The organism is uncultured Roseobacter sp. (genome assembly GCF_947499265.1).
Classification (GTDB): Bacteria; Pseudomonadota; Alphaproteobacteria; order Rhodobacterales; family Rhodobacteraceae; genus Roseobacter.
Genome location: NZ_CANMNK010000012.1, coordinates 70,145 through 94,323, shown reverse-complemented (window position 1 = coordinate 94,323; position 24,179 = coordinate 70,145). Strand labels below are relative to the sequence as shown.

Sequence of the window (24,179 nt, the reverse complement as noted above, 5' to 3'; positions counted from 1 at the left end):
ATGCGAGGCGACCACCCAGAGGGCCAGATAGGTTCTAAAAAGACCGAACATGAAAAGAATAAAGCTCTTTAATAAGGTTAAATATCGATGTTTTCCTAGTGTTTTTGCAAATAAGCGTCCACGTCAAACCGGGGGCAGCAAATGAAACGCATCCGGAACAGGGTGTGCCCCTAGCCCAGCAACCCCTCGGGTGGGGTGTAGTCAAAGTGTTTGATCTCATGGGCAAAGATCCGGCGCACCACCGCATCGGAGGCTGCCGAGAGCTTCTCGGGGTTTTCCGCGCGGGTATGGGTCTTGGCGCGTGGCAGCTCCACGCTGGCGATCACCTCAGGCGCCACGCCCGCGCGGCCCAGGGCGGTGGCCAGATTGCCCGACAGATCAGAGAAGTCGAAGACATCATCGACGATGACCCTGTTCTGCAGCGTATAGCGGTCCCAGTCGGTGGGGTATTTCTGATCCACCGTGCGCCCGGCCATCTTGCCGCAGACAAAGGTGTTGAGATCCACTGGCGCGTCGTTCAGCCGGTTATACCAGAAATAAAACGACACCATCTTGTCCCAGGGGTTCCGCTCGAAACAGAAGGTGTAATAGCTGTCCCAGATCTCCGCCCCGATCCGCGCCTTGATCGAGGCCGCGCGCATGTGGCTGTAATAGCGGTGCCGCTGCAGCCGGTCGCGGATCACCCGCGCCACGGCGGCGGGGCGCATGTCCAGCCGGATCTCGTTCAGGGGATTGAAGGTGCCTTCGTAGTTGCGCGCATGGGCCTCCAGCACATCATCGCGCCCAATGCGACCGCGTTCCGGCACATCGGAGGATAAAATATCATCAGGCCCGCAGATTTTCGCCAGCGCAACTTCCATGGAGGTGCCCGCAACCTTACGGTTTTTGACAAAAATGAACTTGTGCTTATGCGATACGATCATGACAACACTTCCGACTGACGAACAACACCTGAACGGTTTTGGGGCCCACGGGACCCCGCGCGGGAAAAGTCAGCAGCCCAAAAACCCTTGCCGCCTTATGGTTCAAAGACCACTACATGCCAAGGCCCGGATCCGGGAAAGAAAAATGCGCCTGCCCGCAGACCCCAAACCGATTTACGCCTGTTTTTCGCCTGCATTTGATGCGATGTTCCGCACGGGCGCATTCCCGTCCATTCCGCACCGACCTAGCACGGGACACGCGCCGCAATGAAACATCTGCTCGTCATTTCCTCGGCGCCGGCACAGGTGACGCCAGAGGGCGTGGTGCTCGACAAGAAGTTTCTCGAAGGCATGCGGTCTTATTGCGCGGGGTGGGACGGCCAAGTCCATTGTATCCTGCAGAAAACCGGCACGGTGCCCTTCGGCACCACGGTTGATCCTGAAAACCTGCCTTTTGAGCTGCAGATGCCCGATGCGGCGGCGCGGCTGAGCCCGGAGCGGTTGGCGCAGTATGACGTGATCCTCTGCAGCGGCGACAATCACCGGTATTTCTATCTGGCGGATCTCTGCCAAACCCTGCCGGTCAGGCTCTATTACATCATCGAATATATTCTGGAGACGCGGCTGCAGATCATCCAGCTCGATGCACGGCTGTCCCCCCTGCGCAAGCTCAAGGGGGTGCTCTGGACCCTGCGCCAGGAGCGCCGCCGCCGCCGCGCCTTTCGCCGCGCAGACGGGTTGCAGGCCAATGGCTACCCGGCGGATGCGGCCTATCGCGGGATCAATGCCAATACGGTGCGTTATCTCGACAACCGGGTGCGGCGGGCGGATATGGCGACGGCCGACGAGATGGCGGCACGGCGCGCGCATCTGGCGGCGCAGGGCCCGCTGCGGCTCATTCATTCCGGGCGCCTAGAGCGGATGAAGGGCAGCCATGATCTCATTCCGATTGCCCGCCGTCTGCGCGACCGGGGCGTGGATTTCCGGCTCGACATCTTCGGGACCGGCAGTCTGGAGGAGGAGATCCGCACCGGCATCGGCGCGGCCGGGCTGCAGGACCATGTGCATCTGCACGGCACGGTGGATTTTCAAAGCGAACTGGTGCCCTTCACCCGGACCCAAAGCGATATTTTCCTCAGCTGTCATCGCCAGTCCGATCCCTCCTGCACCTATCTGGAAGCTTTGGGCTGTGGCGTGGCGGTCGCAGGCTATGCCAACCGGATGTGGCAGGCGTTGCAAGAACAATCCGGCGCAGGCTGGGTCGCGCCCCTGGGCAAACCGGAGGCGCTGGCCGATGTGATTGCCGTCGCCGCAGCGGACCGGGCGGATGTAAGCGCCCGCTGCGAGGCCGCCCTCGCCTTCGCGCAAAACCACAGTTTTGAGACGGAATTCAACCGGCGCATTGCACACTTGGCGGGCACCTCCTCGAAAGGCGATGCCAGTGCCGCATGATCCGGTCCTTCTGCACGTCGGCTACATCAAGACGGCCACGACGTTTCTGCAGAACCAGGTCTTTGCCGGGCCGGACGAGGGGTTGGAGCTGGCCGCCGGGCCGCAGACCCGGGCACAGATGGTGCAGGAGATTCTGCTGGGCGATGATTACGCCTTCGATGCGGAGGCCACCCGGACCCATCTCGAAGCCCTGACCGCGGATGTGCGGGCGCGGGGCAATCTGCCGGTCTGGTCCGAGGAAATGCTGCTCGGCAACCCGCCCGCGCGCCGCTATGACGGCTTTGCCAATGCGCGCAAGCTGCAGCTGGTCTACCCAAACGCCAAGGTGCTGATCACCATCCGCCGCCAGCCCGCCATCGCGCTCTCGATCTACCGCGAATATGTGCTGGGCGGCGGCGCCCTACCTCTGCGCGGGGTGATTGGCAGCGGCGACGAGCCGCTCTCCTATACGCCGATCCTGCGCCCGGAGTTCCTGTTCTTTGACCGGGCCATTCGTCACTACATCGGGCTTTTTGGCGCGGAAAACCTGCTGGTGCTGCCGCAGGAGATGCTGAGCGCCGACCCTGCGGCCTATTTCGCAGCACTTTCCCAATTCACCGGCTGTACCATCGCCCATGACCGGCCCCGCACCCGCGAACATGTGGGGGAAGGGTTCAGCGCGCTGGCCCTGCGGCGGCTGAGCAACCGGTTCATCGTCAAGGATCCGACGCGGCGGGGACGGCAGGGGATCGATCATCTGACCGACCGGGTGATCCGCAGGCTCGATGGGGTGCTGGGCGGCAATGCCAAGCGGCGCGGCGCCCATGAAGCGCAGATCGCCGCGCGGTATGCCGGGCTTTTTGCCCAGAGCAACCGTGCAACCGCCGATCTGACCGGGCTGGCGCTCGATGCTCTGGGCTATGAGACCTGACTACCCGGTGATGGCCCGTTTGAGACGCCCCGCGACCCGGCGCAGAGACTGTAATGATCCCATGACCTGATACTGCCATTTCAGGCGCGGCTGCAGCGTCGGGCGCCCCGCCAGACCGAAATCGCGCAGGAACTGCCCAGGTGCGGTCACCGCCGTGACCTTGTGCCAGTGGATCTCCCCCGCCTTGGGCCCGTCGTGATTGCCATGCCCGCAGCCCTTGGCCACCAGCGCTTCGGTCACGCGGGTGAAGTTGAAATGATCCTTCTGGCGCACGTGACGGCCCAGCACCCGGATCAACCCGCTTTGATCGTCGCGCAGCGGATCGGTGGCCGCGACCACCAGATCGACGAAGCCCTTGTCCAATACGCCCTGATCATCGGCCAGCTGATCAGGTGTCAGCGCGGCCAGCGCGGGCTGAAACGCCGCGATGCGATCCTTGAGGGTGCTGGCGCGAAACACCCGGCAGGAGCCGCAGGTATCGTTGAAAGTGTTGACCTTCAGCGCCGCCTCCAGCTGGAACCCGGTGGGGGCTGGGCGCAGGGCCGCGTGATAACCGCCCGCCAGCAGGAACCCGTCGTCGGCCAGCTCCTGCCCTTGCAGATGCGCCAGCAGATCGCGGTGCACGAAATCATCGCCATCCATCAGCATGATCCAGTCCGGCGCAGGCTCCATAAGCGCGACCCAGGTGCCCAGCACGTATTTCATGCCCTTGTCGATCTGCACATGATTACGGCCCGCGGCAAAGCCGGAATGCTCCGGGATCACCAGAAACGTGACATGATCCGCGAAGTCACCTACCCAGTCCGGCGCCTGATGACAGACCACCACCACATGGGGGCGGGGCCCGTGCTGTGCCGTGAGGCTGGTGAGGGTCTCGCGCAGGATCATCTCGACCACGGCATAATTCTCGACCTTTGCGCCCTCGGGGTGGACCAGCGGCAGCACAAAGGTGATGCCCTGGGCATCGGTCGGGGAGAAAGACGTCATGAAGAGGTCCCTTCTGTCGCTTGAATTTCCGTGACCAGCCTTTGGGCCGCATCGGTCCAGGTATAGGAATGCGCGGTCTGATAGGCCGCATCCGACATTGCCCGCCAGGCCTCCGGGGTCATCTGCGCGACTTCGGCGATCTTTGTGGCAAAAGCCTCCGGGTCCGCTGCCAACAGATCACCGTTGGTGCCATCGATCAGATCGGCCGCAGCGCCCGCGCGGGTGGCCAGCACCGGGGTGCGGCAGGCCATGGCCTCCAGCAGCGGCAGGCCAAAACCTTCGTGGTCACTGGTAAAGAGCCAGAGATCACAGGCGGCATAGAGTTTCGGGATCTCCGCCTGTGGCGGCGATTGATGGTAGTCCACCCAATCGGGCAGGCCGAACTCCTCCGCAGGCCAGCCACGCCCAAAGGCCACCACCCGCAGATCGGGGACAAGGCGCTTTGCCGCCAGCACCGCCGCCAGCGCCAGATCGACGCGTTTGCGCGGATGCGCGTGGTAGAGAAACCCGACCTTAAGCGGGGTGTTCCGGGCGCGGGGGGGGGCGTCGAACTGTTTGGTATCCACCGCATTGGGAATGACGGTGATGTCCGAGACCCCGTGGTTTTCTCTTACACAGTCTCTGATATAGCCCGAGACCGCGATTTTATGCAGCGGCAGCGTGTAAGAGGTCGCGACATCCTCGGCGGGCAGGTTGCCGAAGGTCTCGTAATCCTGCAGCAGGTAGAATTTCTTACCCTTTGTGCTGGGCAGCTGCGCCACGCTTTCGGCGGTTTCCCACCAGGTGGCAATCACCGCATCGCCATCGGGCACATCGCGGGGGGTCACCGGGCGGAACCGGTCCAGCACCACGTGCCGATCCCCCAGAAAATCCAGAAACGGCGTGGTCCGGTCTTCGCGCGCCCGGGCCCGTGCCTTGCCGGTGATCCTGTTGACCAGCGTGCGCAGCGGCGATGTCTTCACCCGCAGGGGGCGCGAGATTACGGTGACCTCATGGCCCGCCTGCGTCAGTTCCCGCGCATAGGTGGCAATCACGCGGATGCCGCCCGACAGGGAGGCAAAGGGCAGAATAAAACTGATGCGCATGAAAAGGCCCCGTCTGTTCGGTCCTGCGTTCGATACGAATATGGGGTCACGGACACAAGGTGCGAGTTCGGCAAGCGGGGTCGCTTTTGCACCGGATGCCCGCAAGATATGCGTCCGGAAGGCTGTGCTGCATTCTTTATGCACCCCGCACCAGGGCCGCAGTTGAACAATGGCCAATATGGGTTAAACAGGCAGCGGAATTCAGGCGGCACGGACCGCAAAGGAGAGCATGCGCGATGACTGATGTCCGGGGGAGACCCTTTCGCTGGGCCATCCTTGGAACCGGGTCCGTGGCGCGCAAATTCGTGCTGGACCTGCGCCAGTTGGGAGCAGAGGCCGAAGCGCATATCGTGGCCTCGCGCACCCCGGCCAATGCACAAAGTTTCGCCAGCAGCCTTGGGGTCGCCCATGTGGCGCAAAGCTACGCGGAGGCCGCATCGGCGGATGTCGATGCCCTCTATATTGCCACCCCGCCTGCACAGCATGAAGAGCACGCAATGCTGGGGATCGCGGCGGGCAAGGCGGTTCTGGTGGAAAAACCCTTTGCGCGCGATGCCGCCGCCGCAGAGCGGATCATGCAGGCGGCGCGCGCGGCAGGTGTCTTCTGCATGGAGGCGATGTGGACCCGGTTTCAGCCCCTGCCCGGGCAGATCCGCGACAGGATCGCAGCGGGTGATCTGGGAGACATCCGCGGATTCGACGGATCGTTCATGGCCGCCAATGCCCCTGATCCCACCTCCAGCCTCTTCGATCCCGCCCGCGGCGGCGGCGCGCTCATGGACCGCGGGGTCTATCCGCTGTCGCTGGCGCGCTACTGGCTGGGGCCCGTGACAGACGCCCACGCCACGGCACGGATCGGCGACACCGGCGTGGATGAGGACTGCACGCTGATGTTGCGGCACGCAAGTGGTGCGCTCTCCACCCTACGCGCCAGCCTGCGCGCGGGCGGCCTCGACGGGGCTGCGATCTACGGCACGAAAGCGACACTGCGGATCGCCGGCCCGGCCTATCGCCCCACAGGGGCTGTGCTCTATCGCACGCATGTCGGGCCCGCGGTCACCGGCCCGAAAGGGCCACGGCGGCTCGAGGGGCTGCGCGAGAGCGCCATGGGTCTGCGGCTGTCGCGAGGACTGGCGGCGCTGCGGCTGCGTGGAGAGCGCCTCGGCGCCCCGTTCTCCGGCAACGGCTATCACTACCAGGCCCGCGCCGTGATGCAGGCGGTGGCCGCAGGGCGCACCGAGGATCCACGCATGAGCCTTGCCGAAAGCGTTGAGATCATGGCGATGATCGACACCGCCCGTGCGGGCTGGTCCGGCGAGGGCACCTCATGAAGATCGGCGTCATCGGATGTGGCTATGTGTTCGATCACTATATGACCACCCTGCCCCAGCATCCCGGCCTGCAGATCGCCGGCGTGGCGGATCGCAACATGGACCGCGCCCGGCAGGTGGGGGATTATTACGGTCTGCAGGTCTATGAGGATGCCAGTGCCCTGCTGGCGGATGATGCGGTGGGCATCGTGGCCAATTTCACCTCGATTGAATCGCATGGGGCGGTCACACGGGCCGCACTTGAGGCGGGCAAGCACGTCTATTCCGAAAAGCCCTTTGTTACCGATATGGGTGAGGCGCAGGCCTTGGCCGATCTGGCCCATGAGAAAGGGCTGCGGCTCTCATGCGCACCCTCGAATGCGCTCAGCCCGACGGTTCAGACCCTGTGGAAAGCGGTGGAGGACGGCGCGGTTGGCGACGTGCGCATGGTCTATGCGGAGTTTGACGACAACCCGGTCTACCTGCTGGCGCCGGAGACCTGGCGCTCGCGCTCCGGTGCGCCTTGGCCTTACTTACATGAATACGAGATGGGCTGCACCTGGGAGCATGTGGGCTATCACCTGACCTGGATGTGCGCGATCTTTGGGCCCGTGCGCGCGGTCACCGCCTTTTCCAAAGCCACCCTGCCCGACAAGACGGATGAGCCGCTCAATCCCGCGGGCACGCCGGATTTCTCCATCGCAGCGCTGGATTTCGAAAGCGGGGTGGTGGGGCGCATCACCTGCTCGATTGCCGCGCCCACCGACCACCGGATGCGGATCATCGGCAATAAGGGCGTGGTCAGCGCCGATACCTATCGCGACTATCACTGTCCGGTCTATCTGGAAGGCTTCACCCCCTTTACGCTAAAGGCGCGCAATGCCCGCAGCATCCGTAACAATTCCCTGTTGCAGAGCCTGTTTTCCGTGGGCGGGCGCCGCGTGCCGCTAGCCGAAAGCCCGGCCCCGGGATCGACCCGCATTGCGCGTGAGACGGGATCGCCCTTCTCGCCGAAGGACTGGCTGAAACGCCTGCGCCGGGCGCAGCTGGGCCAGCAGGACAAATGCATCGGGCTGGCGGAACTGGTGGAGGCCATTGCCATGGATCGCGCGCATTTCCCCGCGCCCGATTTCACCCTGCATCTGACCGAACTAACGCTGGCCATTCAGAGCGCGGGCCCGGACGGGGCCAGACAGACGTTGAAAACCCGCTTTGATCCCCTGCCCCTGCCCACCCGCACCAAGGCTGCAGGCCCCGATTACACCGCCTGGACCAGACCCGCCCCGATGACCCGCGCCCTGCAGGGCGTGCTGTCCAAACTGCGCACCCTGAAATAGCCCCGGAGCCTCATGTCTTCGCCGTCGAAACTCCCCCGCATTGCCTATCTGACCGGTCAATATCCGGAGGTTTCGCTGACCTTCATCCTGCGCGAGGTCGAGGCGTTGCGCGATCTGGGCGCCGAAGTGCTGACCTGCTCGATCCGCCGCACCCCGCCCGAACAGCACCCCGGCCCCGCCGAAAAAGACGCCGCCGCGACCACGTTTCATGTGCTGGAGGTCGCACGCAACCCCCTGCGATTGCTGGCGGCGCAGGCCTATCTGTTCACCCGTCCGGGGCGTTACTTTGCCACGCTGATGCTGGCGCTGCGCAGCGGCGCGCCGGGGATCAAGGCGCGCCTCTACCAGCTGATTTTCTTCATCGAGGCCACGATCCTCGCCCGGCATCTCGAAGCGGAAAAGGTCACCCATCTGCACAATCACTTCGTCTTTGGCAGTGCCACGGTGGCGATGCTGACCTCGGAGCTCACGGGTATTCCCTACAGCTTCACCCTGCACGGGCCTGCGGACCTCTTTGAACCCACCCGCTGGCGGCTGGACGCCAAGACCGCCCGAGCGAAATTCGTCTCTACCATTAGCCATTTTGCCCGCAGCCAGCTGATGTTTTTCTCCGATCCCGCCTATTGGGACAAGATCCGCATCATCCATTGCGGGGTGACGCCCGCGCTTTATGAAGAAGCTGCCGGTCCCGCCCTGCCGCCCCGGGAGCCGGATGAGATCCGGTTGCTCTTTGTGGGCCGGCTGGCCCCGGTCAAAGGGTTGCGGGTGCTGCTGGCCGCCCTGGCGGAGCTTTCCGATCTGCCAAACCTGCGGCTGGTGCTGGTGGGCGACGGACCAGACCGCGCCCGGCTCGAGGCCGCCGCCGCGCCCTTGGGGGATCGCGTCACCTTCACCGGCTATTTGTCACAGACGGAAGTGGCCCAAGCGCTGCAGGCTTGCGATATCTTCGTATTGCCCAGCTTTGCCGAAGGCGTGCCGGTGGTGCTGATGGAAGCATTGGCCAGCGAAAAGCCGGTGATCGCCACCCAGGTGGCGGGCGTGGGTGAGCTGGTCGAAGAGGGCAAAAGCGGTTTTCTGGTCCCGCCGGGTGATGCCGACACGCTGGCTGATCGCATCCGCACATTGGTGGGTGACCCCGAGCTGCGCGCCGCCATGGGGCAACATGGGCGGGCAAAGGTCGTGACTGATTTCGACATCCGCACCGAGGCCGCGCGCCTTGCGACCCTTTTTGCGGGTGCCGCGGGCGAGGATCTCCGCCCGGCCCCCTACGCGCGCGACGGGGACAGATGACGTGAAACGCCTTGTGCAGTCTCTGATCTCGGGCGGAGATCTGAAATCCCGATCACTCCGGGGCACGATGCTGACGATGCTGTCCTTTGGCGGCACCAACGCGCTGCGGCTGGCCTCCAACCTCATTCTGACCCGCATTCTCTTTCCCGAAGCCTTCGGGATGATGGCGCTGGTGCAGGTTTTCATCACCGGGCTGCGGATGTTTTCCGACACCGGCATCCGCACCTCGATCATGCAGAACCCGCGCGGCGATGACCCGGATTTTCTCAACACCGCCTGGACGCTGCAGATCATCCGCGGGGTGATCCTGTGGCTTATGACCTGCGCCATCGCCCTGCCGGTGGCCAACCTTTATGATGAGCCGATGCTGGCGCAGCTCCTGCCGGTGGTGGGGCTGGGCACGCTGATCGCGGGGTTCACCACCACCAATGTCGCCACCGCAGGTCGACACATGCACCTGGGCCGCACCACCGCCATCGATCTCGGCACCCAGGCCTTCGGCGTTGTCGCCATGGTGTTGCTGGCGCTCTGGCTGGAATCGGTCTGGGCGCTGGTTTTCGGCAGCTTGATCGGCTCCGTGGTCACGGTCATCGTGCAGGGGCTGGTGATGCCGGGCATCCGCAACCGGCTGCGCTGGGACAGATCGGCGGTCAGCGATCTTTTTCATTTCGGCAAGTTCATCTTTCTCAGCACCGCCGTCACCTTCATGATTTCCCAGGGCGACAAGGCCATCCTGGGCGGCTACATCTCGCTGGCGGAACTGGGGGTCTATAACATCGGCTATTTCCTGGGGTCTCTGCCGCTGGTGCTGATGGGGGTGATCAACGGGCGCATCGTTTTCCCGCTCTACCGGCTCAAACCCATCGCGGAGAGCCCGGAAAACCGCCGCAAAGTCTTCAAGGCGCGGCGCATGGTGATGGCAGGGGGGCTGCTGCTCACGGCGGTGTTCGGCTATGGCGGCATCGCTCTCATCGATCTGATGTATGATGATCGCTATGCGCTGGCCGGGCCGGTGGTGGTGCTCCTGAGCCTGACGATGGTGCCGCAGCTGGTGATCAAGACCTATGGCGCGGTACTGCTGGCAGCGGGCGATTCCAAAAACTTCTTCACGCTGAACTGTTCCACAGCCGTCTTGCAGACCGTGCTGATGTTTGCGGGCGCCACCTGGTTCGGCATCTTCGGGGTCATGTTGGCCCCCCCCATTGCCATCTTGCTGACCAACCCGCTGCGCATCTATTACGTGCGCAAATATAATGCCTGGGATGCCAAGGCGGATGGCTTCTTCATGACCGCCGGGTTCATCGTCAACGGTCTCGCGTGCTGGCTGCATTGGGATGAGATCATCAAGCTGATGGGCTGAGCCCTTTATCAGGCTCTATTTATACTCGATCAGGCGGCTTTTCTGGCCGGTCAGCCGTTTCAACCCATATTCCAGCACGCCCAGAGCTTCGGGGATATTGCCCAGCGTCAGGAAAAACGCGCGCGGCCCATCGATGCCGCGCCGCATCAGGCGCAGGATTTTCAGCGGCCAGAGCAGTGTGAGCAATAACGCCAGAGGTGTGATGAAAAGACCGATCAACACGATAAGCGGCAGGCCTGCGCCCCAGATCAGCGCGCGCCGGGTCTGGGCCACGTTATGGCGTTCCGGCGCGGCCCCATGCAATGCGACCCCCTCGGCAAAGGCGTGCCCGGCCCGGCGGGTGCGTTTCCACCACTGGCCAAACCGGGTCAGCGCGGCGTCATGCCAGGTCATCTCCGCATCAAGCCGCCAGATTTTCCAGCCCGCCTGGCGCAGGCGCACGCAGAGCTCCGGTTCCTCGCCCGCAATGAGGTCAGGGTTGTAGCGGCCCACTGCCTCGACAGCGGCCACCCGCATCAGCGCATCGCCACCGCAGGAGCGGGCCGCACCCACGCCCGTGTCCCATTCGTGATCCGTCAGCCGGTTATAAAGCGAGGCTTCGGGAAACCGTTCGCGCCTGCGACCGCAGACCACCGCCACCTCCGGGTGCGCGTCGAGAAAATCCAGCGCCTGTGCCATCCAGCCATCGCGCATTTCGCAATCGCCATCGATGAACTGCACCAGATCCGGGGGGGCCTCCCGCTCCAGCAGGGCGGCAAGCCCAGCGTTGCGGGCGCGCGCAGCGGTAAAGGGGTGATCGGTATCGAGGAGCACCACCTCGGCCCCGGCCTCCTCTGCGGCGGCCACCGAGCCGTCGTCCGAGCCGGAATCCACATAGATGATCGGCGCGGCCTGCCCCTTCAGCGCCGCCAGACAGCGGATGAGCCGCGCGCCCTCGTTGCGCCCGATGACCACCGCCCCGGCCCGCGAGACCGTCATTGCGGCACGAACCCGTAGGCCAGCGACAGCGCGGGATGATCCGGAAACAACGCCGCCAAGGCAGCGCGATCCGGGGCAAACCGCTGTTCCAACTCCCGGCGCAGGCTTTGCGGCAGTTCAGGACGGTCGCCGTGGGTGCGGGCCTTGCGGATCTTTGCCCGCAGGCCCGCTGGTACCAGGTTGCGCCGCAACGCCCGCGCCACCGGGTTGGCCACCAGCAGGCGGTGCAGCGGCAGACGTCGAAACCGCTCGGATGAGACATTCTGCGCGCCCAACCCATGGTCCCAAATGAGCGGGGTGGTGCTGCCGATATGTGGCCCTATGCGGGACAAAACACCATCCGGATCGCGTGTCAGCTCTTCGAGACTGGTCAGCAGGATCGCGTCGAGCCCAAAGCGCGCGATGAAAGGCGCCAGCTGCATCGGATACTGGCTATAGGCCACAAGTTCGGGGTGGTCGGCAAAGGCGGCAACCGGATCGTCGCCCATCCGCCCCTCGCTCCATTCGTGGATATAGTGCGAGACCGCGCGCGCCACCGGATCGCGGATCACATAGATCAGCTTGGGCGCAGACACCATGTCAGCCAGCCGCGTCACGGTCTGCGGATAGGTGGGCAGCTTGGTGTAATGGGTGCTGGCCTCGCCCTTGATATCCCCCGGGGCGGCAGCGTCAAAGAGCGTCTGATACCAGCCAGTGCCTTTGGCAAAGACATCGTCATCGGAGAAATAATTGGGCTCCTTCGGCGTGGTCATGAAGATGCCCGCCTGAGCGGCCAACTGCGCCTGCAGCGTCGTGGTCCCTGATTTCATCGCCCCGATGATCAGAAAATCCGGCCCCTGCCCCGCTGTCATCACATCTCCCATGGGGCGTAGCGCGGGCCCAGCGGGTTGCCGGCGTTGATCCAGATATCGCGCCCCTCAGAGGCGGCCATCGGCGCCACGCGCTTGCCCACCAGCCGGGTCAGGTGCTTGATGCTGCGGCCTGCATACCACAGCAGATTGGCCGCGATCAGGCCACTGCGCCCATGCGCCTGATAGAGAAACCGCGTGCGCGAGCTGTAGAAATAGCGCGGCAGGCGCGCACGTTCCTTGGCCAGCGTCTTGACCGGGCCGGAGCCGCCGCGGAAATGCACCGCAACCGCTTGCGGCACATGCGCCACGCGCCAGCCCGCCCGATGCGCGCGCAGGCAATATTCGACGTCTTCGTAATAGAGGAAATACCCCTCATCCATGGGACCAAGCGCGCGCACCATCTCGCCGCGCAGCAGGATGCAGGCAAAGCTGGCCCATTCGATCTGCGCCGGATCAGGATCGGGCCCAAGCGAGACCTCATGGGTCTTGAATATCCGGGTGACGAAACCGGTGCGGGCACTGCGGATGAATTCGCTCAAAGGACCCGGAAAGCGAAAGCAGCTGTCCTGCACCCCGCCGTCGTCATATTCGATACGTGGCGCGAAGAACCCCGCCTGGGGATCTGCCTTCGCCGCCGTCAGGATATTGCCCAGAAAGCCGGGCCGCAAAACCGCATCGGAATTGAGCACCAGATAGAAATCCGCCTCGGCGGCGGCGATGCCCTGATTGTGGCCACCTGAAAAGCCGGAGTTTGTCTCGGATAGAACCAGGCTGACGGGCGTGCCGTCGGGCTGCGCCGCGATCCAGTCGGCAATCATCTCGGCAGAGCCATCGCCCGAGAGGTTGTCGACAACAACCACATGGCCGTTGATATCCCCCATATCCGCCAGCACCGAGGCCACGCATTGCAGGGTCAGATCCGCGGTGCGGAAGTTGATGATAGACACAACGATGTCGTAGGGCATGTCAGCTTTCCGAGCCTCTGGACGTGCGGCGGTTCGAGGACCCGCGGGCGTATCCCGATTTTCCCCTCAGCGGTGTCACATTCGGGGGGGGCCGGTGTTTCTCCGGGCGGGGCCTGCTGTATTGCCGGATCCGTTCAAAGACCTGTGCGACAGGTTGTGACGTTGTGCGCGAATGCAGCACCGCCTCCTGTTCCAGCCGCCCCAGCAGCGCGCCGGCAATCAGCCAGGTGATATTTGTCAGCCCCGCATTCGGAATGAGATCGACCAGATTGCCCGCCAAAATCAGACAGAGCGCCGAGGTGGCCCGGGAGATCTCGTATTTTTGTCGTCGCAACATCATCAGCACGATGGGGATGGTCAGCAGGCCAAAGCGACTGAGGTATCCAAACCACCCCTCCCCGCCGATGCTGATGGTCCAGCGGCCATCGGTGGTGCTGACGTCCCGGCCGCGGGAATCGTAGACCCGGAAGCGGCCCCAGCCGCCCCAGCCAAAGAGCGGCCGGTCATTGGCCTTCTCCAGCAGGATATCCTCGTTGTTGAAACGGAATTGCAGCGAATTCGCCCGCTGCGGATTGATCTTCTCGATCACCTGAACCACCTGATCGGTGGGGACCAGCCCACTGCCGCGCAGCATCGGATAAAGCAGCACGGTGATGGCAATGATGGCCGCCACCAGCACCTGCATCCGCGCCGTGAAAATCAAAATCACCGGCGCCAGAAAAGTGACGATGATCAGGGAGGTCATGCTCTTTGACAAAAGCAGGGCCAGGGCGATCCAGATGATCATGGCCCAGAGCCTGGGTTTCTTCTCTGGCGCGGAGACCCGCATATAGGCAATGGCCGCCATCAGCGCGCAGGCCATGAAGATGCTCAACCAGAGCCCGTGCCGGATAAAGACCAGCGGCCGGAACCCGTCACCGCGAATGTTCTGGCGCCAGGAGGCAGGGTAGTACCCGTAGACGATATTGTTCAGCTGCGGCGACATCCGCACCTCGTAAAGCACCAGGAAGGCATAGGCGAACCCGGCGAGGGCCAGCACCATCAGCAGGTCCTTGTGGGCGTCATCCGTAGCCAGGCATTTGCGGGCCACGAGCAAAGGCAGCAAGGTGATGACCAGCGTCATCAGGTTGGAAAAAATATCGTAGGTGCGCAGCCCGGGGATCGCGAGCGAGCCATAAACCAGCCTGTCGCCATTTGTCACCACGGTCATCACCGTGCTCAGGGCCAGGCAGAAAAACAGCAACCGTCCCGCGGGATGGCGCGGCAGCCAGCCGGTCAGCACCGGCGAGGCGGCCACCTGTTGCCCCCGGGTGCCGGAGACAGCGTCGCGCGACACCCGCAGCAGCACAAAGAGCGTCACCGCAAGGACGGGTATGGAATGTTTGTCGAACTGCGGCAGCAGCGGCAGGTCCAGCCGCGGGCCGAAGGGCAGCAGCAGATAGCCCGCAATGATCGACCAGCAGATGGCCAAAGGCAGGCTCAGCCGTTTGAACAGGATCAGGGCGACAATCGGCCAGCAGTAGATCACCAGATGGGGGGGCAACATCGCGTCAGACCTGCAAAAGCTGGCGCGCCGTCAGGCGGGCACAGGGGCCGGGTGGCGTTTTATGACAGATATTGCACATCATCAGACAGGTTTCTGACCTCCCTTGAGCCGGATTCTGAGGGACCGGTGTAACAGGCGGGGCAGGATGGCGATGCAGGCGCCGTAACGGCGCGCCAGACGCCGCGGGTTCGAGGCCAGACGCCAGAGCCATTCTGCCGCCAGCGCCCGCACCAGCCGGGGCGCGCGGACCTGCTGGCCGGAAATGAAATCGAGCCCCGCCCCGATGGAGACAAACCCCATCTGCGGCAACTGCTGCGCGGCATGGGCGGCAAAGATCTCCTGTTTTGGCGCCCCCAGCGCCAGAAAACACAAGCCCGCCCCGGAGGCGGCAAGCGCTTCGATATGTTCTTCGGCCTCAGGGCCTGTCGGATCGAACCCCATTTGCGGGGCGATCCGGGCGGCCACCTGCAGGTCCGGATAGCGCCTGCGCAGAGACTGTGCCGCGGCTTCCAGCGAGCTTTCGGTCGATCCCAAAAGGGCAATGGGCACCGCGCAGCGCGCCGCAATCCCGGCCAGCGGATCGACCAGTTCGGAGCCGGGCACCAGCGACACCTGCTGGCCTGCGATCCGCGAAAACCAGACAATCGGATTGCCGTCCGCGGTCACATGGGTCTGACGCTGATAGGCTTTGCGAAAGCTGGGCAGGCTGCGCAGCTTGGTGACATGATCGAGGTTGAGCGTGGCCACGCTGAAGCCCTGCGCCGCCCGCAACCGCGCTTCCAGATCGGTCAAAAGGACGTCGCGCGCCTCGACGTTCACCACCACGGCATCCTCCTGGCACATATCGGACCAACGCATCATTACTCTTTCACCTCATCCGGGTCAGGCCGCTAAACCATTACCCTACCCGGTAATCTACAAAAAAATGTGTCCAAATCGGGGATCTGGCCACAGACGGTAAAAAATCCGCCGATCATCGTCCTTCGCCTGCAAAATACGCAATAAGCGGCAGCGCAGCAATGGTACCGCGCGGTGCATATCAGCAATGGTAACGAATTTATAACACTTTGCCCTCTCCGGAAGGGGGCACCCATGCAGAACGGTGATTTTCTGACAGCAACAGAAGCGGTTTCATCCGCTGATGCCCGGCGCCACCACGGCGCTGGCGGCATGCCTCATGCAGAAAGCACCCTCCCCGTTTCCCCAATCAGATCAAGTTCACCACCGATACTCCGGGCGGCGCACATGCAACCGGACACCAGAAAGGACATCTCCCATGGCTGATAAATTCTCCAGTTTCTCAGAAGGTCTCAACAGTCCGCCAGCTTGCCTGGACGCCGTCATACCCGATGACAATACCGATCTGGCCTTTGCCAGCCGGAGCCTCAATGTCGCCACCGCAGGGAACGTGCGGGTCACCACCACCAATGATGACACCCAGACGCTCTATATCGCGGCGGGCATCGCCTTTCCGGTGCGGGCCAAGCGCATCCATGCGACCGGCACTGACGCCACTGGCATCGTGGCGATGTACTGATGATCGGGGTTGGCATCGCCCTCGGCCAAGGGGCTTCGCAGGCAGGCGGCATGATCAGCGCAGGGCCGCCGCGCCCTACTCCTGCCATCACCGTTGCGACCGGAGGGCTCGTGCCGGCCGTATCGCGGCTTTATGAAGGTCAGTCCACAGCAGACATGGTGGGCTATGCCACGATGATCTCCGCGGCGAACTTCTCCTCCAACATCGGCCCTATCGCCAGTGTGGATGTCACCTTTCTGGGCAGCGCCACCGCAGCAGATGCCCCGCTGGCGGAAGGTGAAACAGCCGGGTTTTCCCTGCTGGTCACCGACAGCGACGGCAATAGCCAGACCTTCAGCAGCGGCCTCACAACGGTTGAGTATCTCTACCGCGATGTGACGACGGCGACCAATGAGCTGGGGCTGGACATCAACGATCTGGTCGACGATGCCGTCAACATCACCTTCACCCTGTCGGGGTTCACCGGGGATAACATCCATTACAACGATGATTACACGTTTACTGCAGGCTACCTGCGGGCAACGAACCCGATCACCGGCACCCAGAAGATCAATTTCGACGGGCTGGCGGCGGATCTGGAAGAAGCGGATGTGCTGCGCGCAAACGAGGGGCTCTGGGTCTCTGACACCGGCGCGCTGACCCTGACCCATCAGTTCATGCGCGACGGGGTTGCCATTGCCGGGGCAACCGGCCCGACACATGCAATTACTGCAGCAGACATCGGCACGGCTCTCACGCTGCAGGTCACGGCGGATGACGGGGTAAACCCGACCGTCACGACCACCTCCGGCGCCACCCAAATTCCGGCGTCCGGACTGTCTCATGACTTTCTGGGCAGCGCCTATAACGGCAGCGGCGATGCCTCCAATACTTTTGATTTCAGCGGTTCCGGCATTCAGCCCGGCGACACGCTCTACATTGGCTGCCTGGCCCAGCACACCAACAATGCCCGACAGATCAACGGCGTGCGCCTGAATGGCGGGCCGCTGGTCGCACCACGCGATGAAACCGCCAATGACGCGGCCACAAGCACCAATGTCTGTGCCTGCTGGTGTGAACTGACGGCCCCGGCCTCCCCCACCATGACCATTGCACTGGAAAGCAATGTTGCCCCCGCCCGCAGTATGCTCGCGGTCTACCGCGTGCCCGGGGCCACCACGGTGACAGACCATGCCGCCGTGAACGACACCGACAGCGACACCGTGAGCAGCACCATCAGCACCGCCGCAGGTGACGTCATCCTGGCCGTGGCCACGGATAAGGACGGGGCCCCGGCCTCCTGGACGGGTGTGAGCGGCAATACCAATCGGGGCGGCGACCGCTTCGAGGCAGGCTCCCAAGCGGTCACGGCAACGGATGCCAATTACACGGTGGCCTATGTCGCCACCACAAGCAGCGACAGCGTTCTGGCAGCCCTCAACCTCAGCGGAGCATAAAAAATGGGTATTATCCTGAAATTACCTGCTGCGCTGAAGGGCACAAATGTCACCTTCACGCGGCCCAACGGGGTCACACGGGTTCTCAACAATTATGCCATTGTGAACTCGACCATCACCGTGGCCAGCGGTGGGGTGACCCCGGCGCTCTCGCCGCTCGTGGCCGGGCAATCCGTCAGCGACATCGCAAATTTCGCGACCATCATGAATCCGGCCAACTATGCGACGGATTTCCCCGGCGGCACCATCACCCGTGTCGAGGCGCTGGTGATCGTCGGGATCAGCCCGCCGGGGGCCTATACCGCGGACACCCCGCTGCAGGCGGATGATATTGTCGAGCTGGTGATCCGCGTGACGGACAGCAACGGCACGGTCACCGATTTTGACACGGTCGATACCGTCGTGCAGTCCGCCACTGCGGGATATTCGGTCACCATCACCGCCGGGCGCTATGCGCGGGTGACCATCTCTCCGGGCTATATCGGCGTCACAATCGCACTCGAGATCACCGGGGCCGGGATTTATGATGGCGTCTATGCCGATCTGCCGGTGACCGCCTTTGCCGATGGCGCAGCCCCCTATATCTTCCCCGGCACTTCGCAGATCGTCCTGCCCGCCACGCGCTCAGACGCCAGCGAATTGGTCGCCGGCGATGTGCTGACCATCTACCCCGGTCTGGTGGCCACCGAGAACGAGGATACCGTGCTGACCTCCTCGGTGAAGGCCGATGGGATCGAGATCGCCTCGCACACCGGGATCGACCCCTTCGATGTGATCCTGACCCCCTCCCAGAACGGCAAGACCATCACCCTGGATGTCACCGCAGATGACGGGGTCAACCTGCCGATGATCAGCACCACAACCACCATTGCCGTGCCCATCCCGGTCTCGGCCGGGCCGCTGTCGCTCAACCTGATCGACACGGTCACCGTGCCCACGCTTGCCAGCGGGAGCACGCTGACCGTGGCGGCGATTGATTTATCGGCGGTGCCGCAGGACGACTATGTGCATGCCTTCATGATGATCCGGACCTCGCCAGCCCTGGCCCCGATCGTCGGGATGTCGGTCGACGGGGTGCCCGCGACGCTGCTGGAGAAATCCCGGGATCTGGTCAGCACCCGGGTCGAGGTCGCCGCCTTCCGCTTTCAGCGCGGCGCCAACGCCACGCCCGACATCGTGCTCGCCTTCGAGGACAATGCCGATGTCGACAATTGCCAGCTCAAGATCTGCCATATCGAAAACTATCTCGGTGAATTCACCACCGCCTCCGATGAGGCGCAGACCGATCAGACCCTCGATCTCAGCCTTGGCGTTCCCGATGCCGGCATGGTCATTGCCGCGGCGGCAAATGAAAGCGGTAACCTCTCGGGCACCTTCACCGGGGCGACCCGGCTGACGGCGGCCGACAGCACCTTCCGGGGCGACGGGGGGTTCATGCTTGGCACCTACCTGTCGACCGCGATCGAAAGCCCCCGGACGGTCACCTTCACCTCTGCCTCCTCAAGTGTCCACAACGCGGCTGTTGCAGTCTGCGTCTATTAAGGAAACTTCATGTCAGCTGTTATCAAAGGATTCCCCGTGGGGTCTGCCCCCACGATTGGTGCACTCACGGTCAAAGATTATGCCACCCCGCCGGACGGTGCCGAAGACCTCCTGACCCTGCGCCAGAACACGGTGGCCCTGCCGGATAATCCTGAAAGTTTCGAAATCACCTCTGCCCCCCCTCTCGGGCACTACCATGTGCGCTCCGATGGCCTGCTGGGGGTCGATCTGACGGATGTGCAGACCGCGGATGAACTGACGCTGGAATATAACGACACCACCGGCGGCGGCTCTGTCCCCAAGACGTTCCTGTTCAAGCCGCAACAGGGCAAGGAACGCTTTGGCTGGGGCAAGGGGCGGCATTACATGCTGCCCAAGGACGCCCAGGACAAGGTGATCTGGGAACCGGTACCGATCAACCGCCGGGACATGCATGTCTCCACCTCCGGTCTGAGCATTGCCGATATCGAAGCGCGCGAAGGCGAAAACATGACCGCGCAGGAGCTGAAGGATCAGGTTGCTGCGGTCGGCACGGATATTCCGCAGGCCAATGGGGTGCTGAAATACGGCGAAATCCCCGAGCTTGCCATTCAGGAAGAGCCCGCCAAACTGGTCTGGCGGATCCTGGCGGAGCAGGAAGGGGCCGGGTGCTGGCAACTGCTCTTCAAGGCGGGAGAACGCTTCACCGCCTGGAGCGGCGGCGGCGGGCGTGAAATGCGCGGCCTGAGCCCCATTCACCCGATGCGGATCGGCACCTATGGCGGCGATGAAGTCGCCACCCTGACCAACCTGCCGTCTTACGACAACTGCATCATCCAGGGTAAATTCCGCATCCTCAGCCCGGTGAAGGAACCGGGCAAGCAGTTCTATCTCTTTGAAGATATCGATTTTGCCCGCCAGCCTGCCTTTGTCACCGGCAAGCTGACGCAGAAATTCGTCACCGGGCGGCGCTACACCTGCTATGACATCTATCCCCGCACACCGGATCCGAACAACAAGAACCCGGCGATCTGGGACGTGAAAGCGCCCCATGAGGTCGGCACCTACCTGTCGGGCTTCAACGGGGTGCTGATCGAGGACAGCTTTCAGGACCTGATCGGCTGGGCCCCCGATTATGACTACGCCGCCGACATCACCAAACCCTACCCGGTCAACCAGTTCTCGCATTGCCTCTATATCGACGGCGGCAATGCCGACATCACCGTGCGGCGCTCGGGCTACAGCCGCGGGTCGCTGACCGTCTATCAGATGCGCTCGGGCGGGCTCTGGTACGATAACTTCTCGATGGGCTCCAACCAGCAGATGTCGGTGGGCCCGGGCAAGAACGGCGATGACATCAAGGGGTATAACGGCAACCACGCCTATTTCCTGGACAGCACCTTCACCTGGGCCGGGGCCAAGCGTGAAGACATCGACTATATGAACGCCTCTTTGGGCATCCGCAGCCAGTCCTGGCATATTTCCCTGCGCAACTGCCTGCTCATGCATAAAGGAGAGCCGCCGGTCTTTGCGGTGGACCGGGCCTGGCCCTCGGTGCAGCCGGATGGCGCCTATAACTTCAACGGCGGTTCGATGTTCCTCAACGATCTGCTGGTCTACAAATGGACGGACAACCCCGATGAAAACATCGACGGGCTGGATACGGCCACCCTCGATGCCACCACGATCGAGGCCTATAACGACCAGTGGAAATCGGTCACCGGATCGCACCGCAACGATCTGATTGCCAACCTGCGCGCATTGGATGAGCCCTGGGTGCAGGCGATGGACATCAATGCCTGGTTCCTGGCGCAGACCGACCGCGCCAAACCGACCCGCACGGATGCCCAGACCATGGTGTTCGAGCCCTTCTTTACCGGGGAAACACCGGGCACCCGCTGGGACATTCGCCTCGACTGGTCCACCTTCACCCTGCCCGGCATCGTGCCCGGCGACAGCGTGGACCTCAACGGCTATCACGTGAACAATTTCGACACGCCGGATCATCCGCTGGTGGATCTGTCCCTGGGCGGCGGCGCGCTGACCCATTGCGGCGGCAGGCTCGATCTGACCGGCGACATTCTGGATGGCGGCGAGATCACCCTCGATGGCGCAGGCCAGTTTTTCATGGAGGGCGGCGCGGTACACTTCGGCGTGGATATGAACGTCGGCATGGGCGCACGCCTGGCCAATACCGGGGCGCTCACCTTCAATGGTGATCTGCGCGCCTCCGGCACCTCCGAGGTGCTGTTTGGTCTCGATGCGGGGGACACATTCGAAATGAACGGCGATCTGATCCTGAGCGGTCAGGTGCGTGTCGGCTTCGACGGCACCGGCGGGACTGCGTCTTTGACGCTTGGCGCCGGGGCCATCACCACCTTCGAACATGTGTACCGCATGCGGGTGACCCGCGATGACGGAGAATTTGCCAAGGGCAGCGGCGAACCCTTTCTGGGGGACACCGTGACCGGTCTGACCTCTGGCTTCACCGGCGTGATCGAGCATATCGAGACGCTGAGCGATGACGACGAGATGTATTTCCACATCCGCCCCCTCTCCGGCGTGCCCGTCAATGACGAGGTGATCGAGGGGATGCGCTGGTTTGGCCGCCCGCTGGGGTTCAACAGCGCCACGAACCGCTCCAACATCGCCAAGATCATTTCCGCGCCCAAGATCATCCTGCCGAAGATCCGGAGCTTCACCTCCGGCCTGCACGGTCTGGCCGCTCCGGGCATTGCCACAAACGTGACCCTGGGCGGGACGCTGGTGGTGGATGACAGCGCCCTGCCCCCCGGCACCTATACGCTGATCGAGGCCGATACGATCACCGGCGCCTTTGCCAGCCAGCCCACCAATGTGGCGGTGACCGGCACCACGGTGCGGTTGATCGTGAATTAAGGCGCAATCGGGGTTGCCCTAGAAGCTGTAGTCCAACAGGGCCACATCCCGCGCATAAAGCTCCGCCACCGTCTGGCGCGCGCGGGCGCTATAGGCCTCGCGGTAGGGCAGATGCTGTGACGGGCGCGCTTTGACAGGCGCGCCCGCCTCCAATCCCAACCGGGCGCGCAGCCGGGCCATATCGTCTTCCATCGTCTCGAACCGGCCCAGGAAATCCATCGCATGGGTCCGCGCGCCCGGCATGCAGATCCAATGGCTCTGCGGCCTGAAGTGGTCGTAATAGAGGATCTGCCGACACGCCCTGGGATCTTCGAGCTTGCGCACGAAGCCGTCGAAATCACCGGTATCGGCCAGAAACTGGCGGGCAAACTGATTGTCGCGAAAGGTCGTGCCGGTGCCCTGGCTGAGATAGGAATAGGCCGAGAGCAGCCGGTCCCAGGGGTTGCGCACGAAAGCGAATTTGAAAAACGCAGCCGTGCGTTTCATGTCGTAAGCGGCGTATTCGGCAATGCGGCGATGCCCGCCCGCCGCCTTGGCAGAGCCGTAGACCTCCACCTTGATGCTGGAGCCTGCAGCCTTGGGCACATGGATGAAAATCGCCTCCCGCGCACAGATCGACGGCAGAAAGGGGGATTTGCCCGCCGCCACCCGCGGCAGCACATGCTGCAACAACGCGGGCGGCAGGGTGCCCAGAATAATGTCTTTCGCTCTGGCGTTGATCATCCCGTGCTGTGCGTCCTCTGGTCTGCGGTCCCCACCGCAGTTCTTTTACGCAGATTGCTGCGGGGCAGCAAACCCCGGATATGGTTTTGCGCCGCCCATATTGCCGCCCGCCCCTGCCTGCCGCTATAGGGGAGGCGGGGGCAGGCGCAACGAGGATACGACCGCAGGCATGACCGATATCATTTCGCGCACGCTGACCCACCCGCCCGTGGATACGCGTTATATCGCCGGTCTGTGGCATCCCGCCCGCGTCTCGCCGCGCGGGTTCTGGACAGAACTGCGGGTGCTGGGGGCCAGCCTGATCAAACCGGCCAACCGGGATGTGCATAAATTCCTGATCATCGGGCGCGCGCGGTCGGGCTCCACCCTGCTGACCCGGCTGCTGAATGACCACCCGCAGGTGCATTGCGGGCGCGAGATCCTGTCGCGCCGGGTGCTCTTTCCGCAGCGCTTTCTCAACCGGCTGGCGCATAAGACCCCGCAGGCGGCCTACGGCGCCAAGCTGCTCTCCTACCAGATGATCCAGGTGCAGCGGTTCCGCGATCCCGTGGGGTTTCTGCAGGGGCTTGCGGACAGCGGTTTTCGCTTCATCCATCTGGAGCGCGACACCTTTGCCCAGACCTTCTCGCTCGACATCGCCCAGACCCGGCGCATCTACCACCAGCGCGACGAAACCGCCGCAGGCCAGCGCAACCCCGGCTGGGAGCATGGTGAAAAAATCGCACAGGCCGCCGCCCCGGTGCAGCTGGATCTGGATGATTTCATCGCCCGGCTGAAATGGAGCGCTCTGCTGCTGGAGTATGAACGCCATTGCCTGCGCGGGTTTGACCATATGACCGTGTCTTACGAGGCCGACCTGCAGGACCAATCCGCGCATCAGCCGCTGGCCGACCGGGTGTTTGACTGGATCGGCGTGCCCCCGGCCCCGACCCCGGTCGCAGGCGGCATGAAGAAAATCCTGCCCACCGACCCGCGCGAGATGATCACCAATTACGAAGCCCTGGCCGACAGGCTGCACCGCGAGGGGCTGTCAGACCTGCTGCCCGCGCGCCCTTCATGAGACAGGACAG

General features: G+C 63.4%; 20 protein-coding genes. 11 read left to right on the top strand and 9 right to left on the bottom strand.

The genetic code is table 11. The annotated features are described in order from the left end of the window. Positions 1-170 precede the first annotated feature (170 nt). Positions 171-923 (bottom strand): hypothetical protein, encoded by a 753-nt coding sequence (locus Q1A63_RS23975; RefSeq protein WP_298976327.1) that lies wholly within the window; start codon positions 921-923, stop codon positions 171-173. A 267-nt stretch (positions 924-1,190) separates the two neighbouring features. Between Q1A63_RS23975 and Q1A63_RS23970 the strand changes: the two genes are divergently transcribed. Then, a complete protein-coding gene (locus Q1A63_RS23970) occupies positions 1,191-2,375 on the top strand; it encodes a glycosyltransferase (protein WP_298976329.1) in 1,185 nt (394 codons plus the stop codon). Next, positions 2,359-3,285, top strand: a complete 927-nt coding sequence (locus Q1A63_RS23965; protein ID WP_298976331.1) for a hypothetical protein — start codon at positions 2,359-2,361, stop codon at positions 3,283-3,285. Before Q1A63_RS23970 ends, Q1A63_RS23965 begins: the two co-directional genes overlap by 17 nt. Here Q1A63_RS23965 and Q1A63_RS23960 read toward each other — a convergent pair whose 3' ends face one another. Together Q1A63_RS23960 and Q1A63_RS23955 are read right to left on the bottom strand one after the other, a co-directional pair. After that, a complete protein-coding gene (locus tag Q1A63_RS23960; protein ID WP_298976332.1) occupies positions 3,286-4,272 on the bottom strand; it encodes a hypothetical protein in 987 nt (328 codons plus the stop codon). Beyond that, a complete protein-coding gene (locus Q1A63_RS23955; protein ID WP_298976333.1) occupies positions 4,269-5,357 on the bottom strand; it encodes a glycosyltransferase family 4 protein in 1,089 nt (362 codons plus the stop codon). Before Q1A63_RS23955 ends, Q1A63_RS23960 begins: the two co-directional genes overlap by 4 nt. Before the next feature lie 236 nt (positions 5,358-5,593). Between Q1A63_RS23955 and Q1A63_RS23950 the strand changes: the two genes are divergently transcribed. Genes Q1A63_RS23950 through Q1A63_RS23935 form a run of 4 tightly spaced genes read left to right on the top strand, consistent with a single transcriptional unit; the run spans position 5,594 to position 10,654 of the window. Further along, on the top strand, positions 5,594-6,688 hold the full coding sequence (locus Q1A63_RS23950) for a Gfo/Idh/MocA family oxidoreductase (RefSeq protein ID WP_298976334.1): 1,095 nt from the start codon (positions 5,594-5,596) through the stop codon (positions 6,686-6,688). Beyond that, positions 6,685-8,004, top strand: coding sequence for a Gfo/Idh/MocA family oxidoreductase (locus tag Q1A63_RS23945; RefSeq protein WP_298976335.1), 1,320 nt, complete (start codon positions 6,685-6,687; stop codon positions 8,002-8,004). Before Q1A63_RS23950 ends, Q1A63_RS23945 begins: the two co-directional genes overlap by 4 nt. Positions 8,005-8,016: 12 nt before the next feature. Beyond that, on the top strand, positions 8,017-9,294 hold the full coding sequence (locus Q1A63_RS23940; RefSeq protein WP_298976336.1) for a glycosyltransferase: 1,278 nt from the start codon (positions 8,017-8,019) through the stop codon (positions 9,292-9,294). 1 nt (position 9,295) lies between these two features. Further along, a complete protein-coding gene (locus Q1A63_RS23935; RefSeq protein WP_298976337.1) occupies positions 9,296-10,654 on the top strand; it encodes an oligosaccharide flippase family protein in 1,359 nt (452 codons plus the stop codon). Between the two features lie 15 nt (positions 10,655-10,669). Here Q1A63_RS23935 and Q1A63_RS23930 read toward each other — a convergent pair whose 3' ends face one another. From Q1A63_RS23930 to Q1A63_RS23910, 5 genes are all read right to left on the bottom strand, one after another. Then, positions 10,670-11,632 (bottom strand): glycosyltransferase, encoded by a 963-nt coding sequence (locus tag Q1A63_RS23930; RefSeq protein ID WP_298976339.1) that lies wholly within the window; start codon positions 11,630-11,632, stop codon positions 10,670-10,672. Then, entirely contained in the window at positions 11,629-12,483 is an 855-nt protein-coding gene (locus Q1A63_RS23925; RefSeq protein ID WP_298976340.1) for a sulfotransferase, read from the bottom strand. The genes Q1A63_RS23930 and Q1A63_RS23925 overlap by 4 nt, the downstream gene beginning before the upstream one ends. Then, positions 12,483-13,448, bottom strand: coding sequence for a glycosyltransferase family 2 protein (locus Q1A63_RS23920; protein ID WP_298976342.1), 966 nt, complete (start codon positions 13,446-13,448; stop codon positions 12,483-12,485). The genes Q1A63_RS23925 and Q1A63_RS23920 overlap by 1 nt, the downstream gene beginning before the upstream one ends. A gap of 1 nt (position 13,449) precedes the next feature. Then, on the bottom strand, positions 13,450-14,994 hold the full coding sequence (locus Q1A63_RS23915) for an O-antigen ligase family protein (RefSeq protein ID WP_298976344.1): 1,545 nt from the start codon (positions 14,992-14,994) through the stop codon (positions 13,450-13,452). Positions 14,995-15,075: 81 nt separating this feature from the next. Beyond that, on the bottom strand, positions 15,076-15,855 hold the full coding sequence (locus tag Q1A63_RS23910) for a WecB/TagA/CpsF family glycosyltransferase (protein ID WP_298976345.1): 780 nt from the start codon (positions 15,853-15,855) through the stop codon (positions 15,076-15,078). 415 nt (positions 15,856-16,270) lie between these two features. Between Q1A63_RS23910 and Q1A63_RS23905 the strand changes: the two genes are divergently transcribed. The 4 genes from Q1A63_RS23905 to Q1A63_RS23890 are packed head-to-tail and all read left to right on the top strand — an operon-like array spanning position 16,271 to position 22,386. After that, a complete protein-coding gene (locus tag Q1A63_RS23905) occupies positions 16,271-16,531 on the top strand; it encodes a hypothetical protein (RefSeq protein WP_298976346.1) in 261 nt (86 codons plus the stop codon). Continuing rightward, positions 16,531-17,967 carry a hypothetical protein gene (locus Q1A63_RS23900; protein ID WP_298976347.1) on the top strand — a complete coding sequence of 479 codons (1,437 nt, stop codon included), beginning with the start codon at positions 16,531-16,533 and terminating at the stop codon, positions 17,965-17,967. Before Q1A63_RS23905 ends, Q1A63_RS23900 begins: the two co-directional genes overlap by 1 nt. Positions 17,968-17,970: 3 nt before the next feature. Continuing rightward, complete coding sequence (locus tag Q1A63_RS23895; RefSeq protein WP_298976348.1) at positions 17,971-19,509, top strand: hypothetical protein; 1,539 nt, start codon at positions 17,971-17,973, stop codon at positions 19,507-19,509. Positions 19,510-19,518: 9 nt separating this feature from the next. Then, on the top strand, positions 19,519-22,386 hold the full coding sequence (locus Q1A63_RS23890; protein ID WP_299632638.1) for a hypothetical protein: 2,868 nt from the start codon (positions 19,519-19,521) through the stop codon (positions 22,384-22,386). An 18-nt stretch (positions 22,387-22,404) separates the two neighbouring features. Here the strand turns inward: Q1A63_RS23890 and Q1A63_RS23885 are convergent, their stop codons facing one another. Further along, the gene (locus Q1A63_RS23885) at positions 22,405-23,109 is read right to left on the bottom strand and encodes a sulfotransferase family protein (RefSeq protein ID WP_298976350.1); all 705 of its coding nucleotides are present in this window, start codon (positions 23,107-23,109) and stop codon (positions 22,405-22,407) included. Positions 23,110-23,278: 169 nt separating this feature from the next. Between Q1A63_RS23885 and Q1A63_RS23880 the strand changes: the two genes are divergently transcribed. After that, complete coding sequence (locus Q1A63_RS23880) at positions 23,279-24,169, top strand: sulfotransferase (RefSeq protein WP_298976351.1); 891 nt, start codon at positions 23,279-23,281, stop codon at positions 24,167-24,169. Positions 24,170-24,179: the final 10 nt, after the last annotated feature.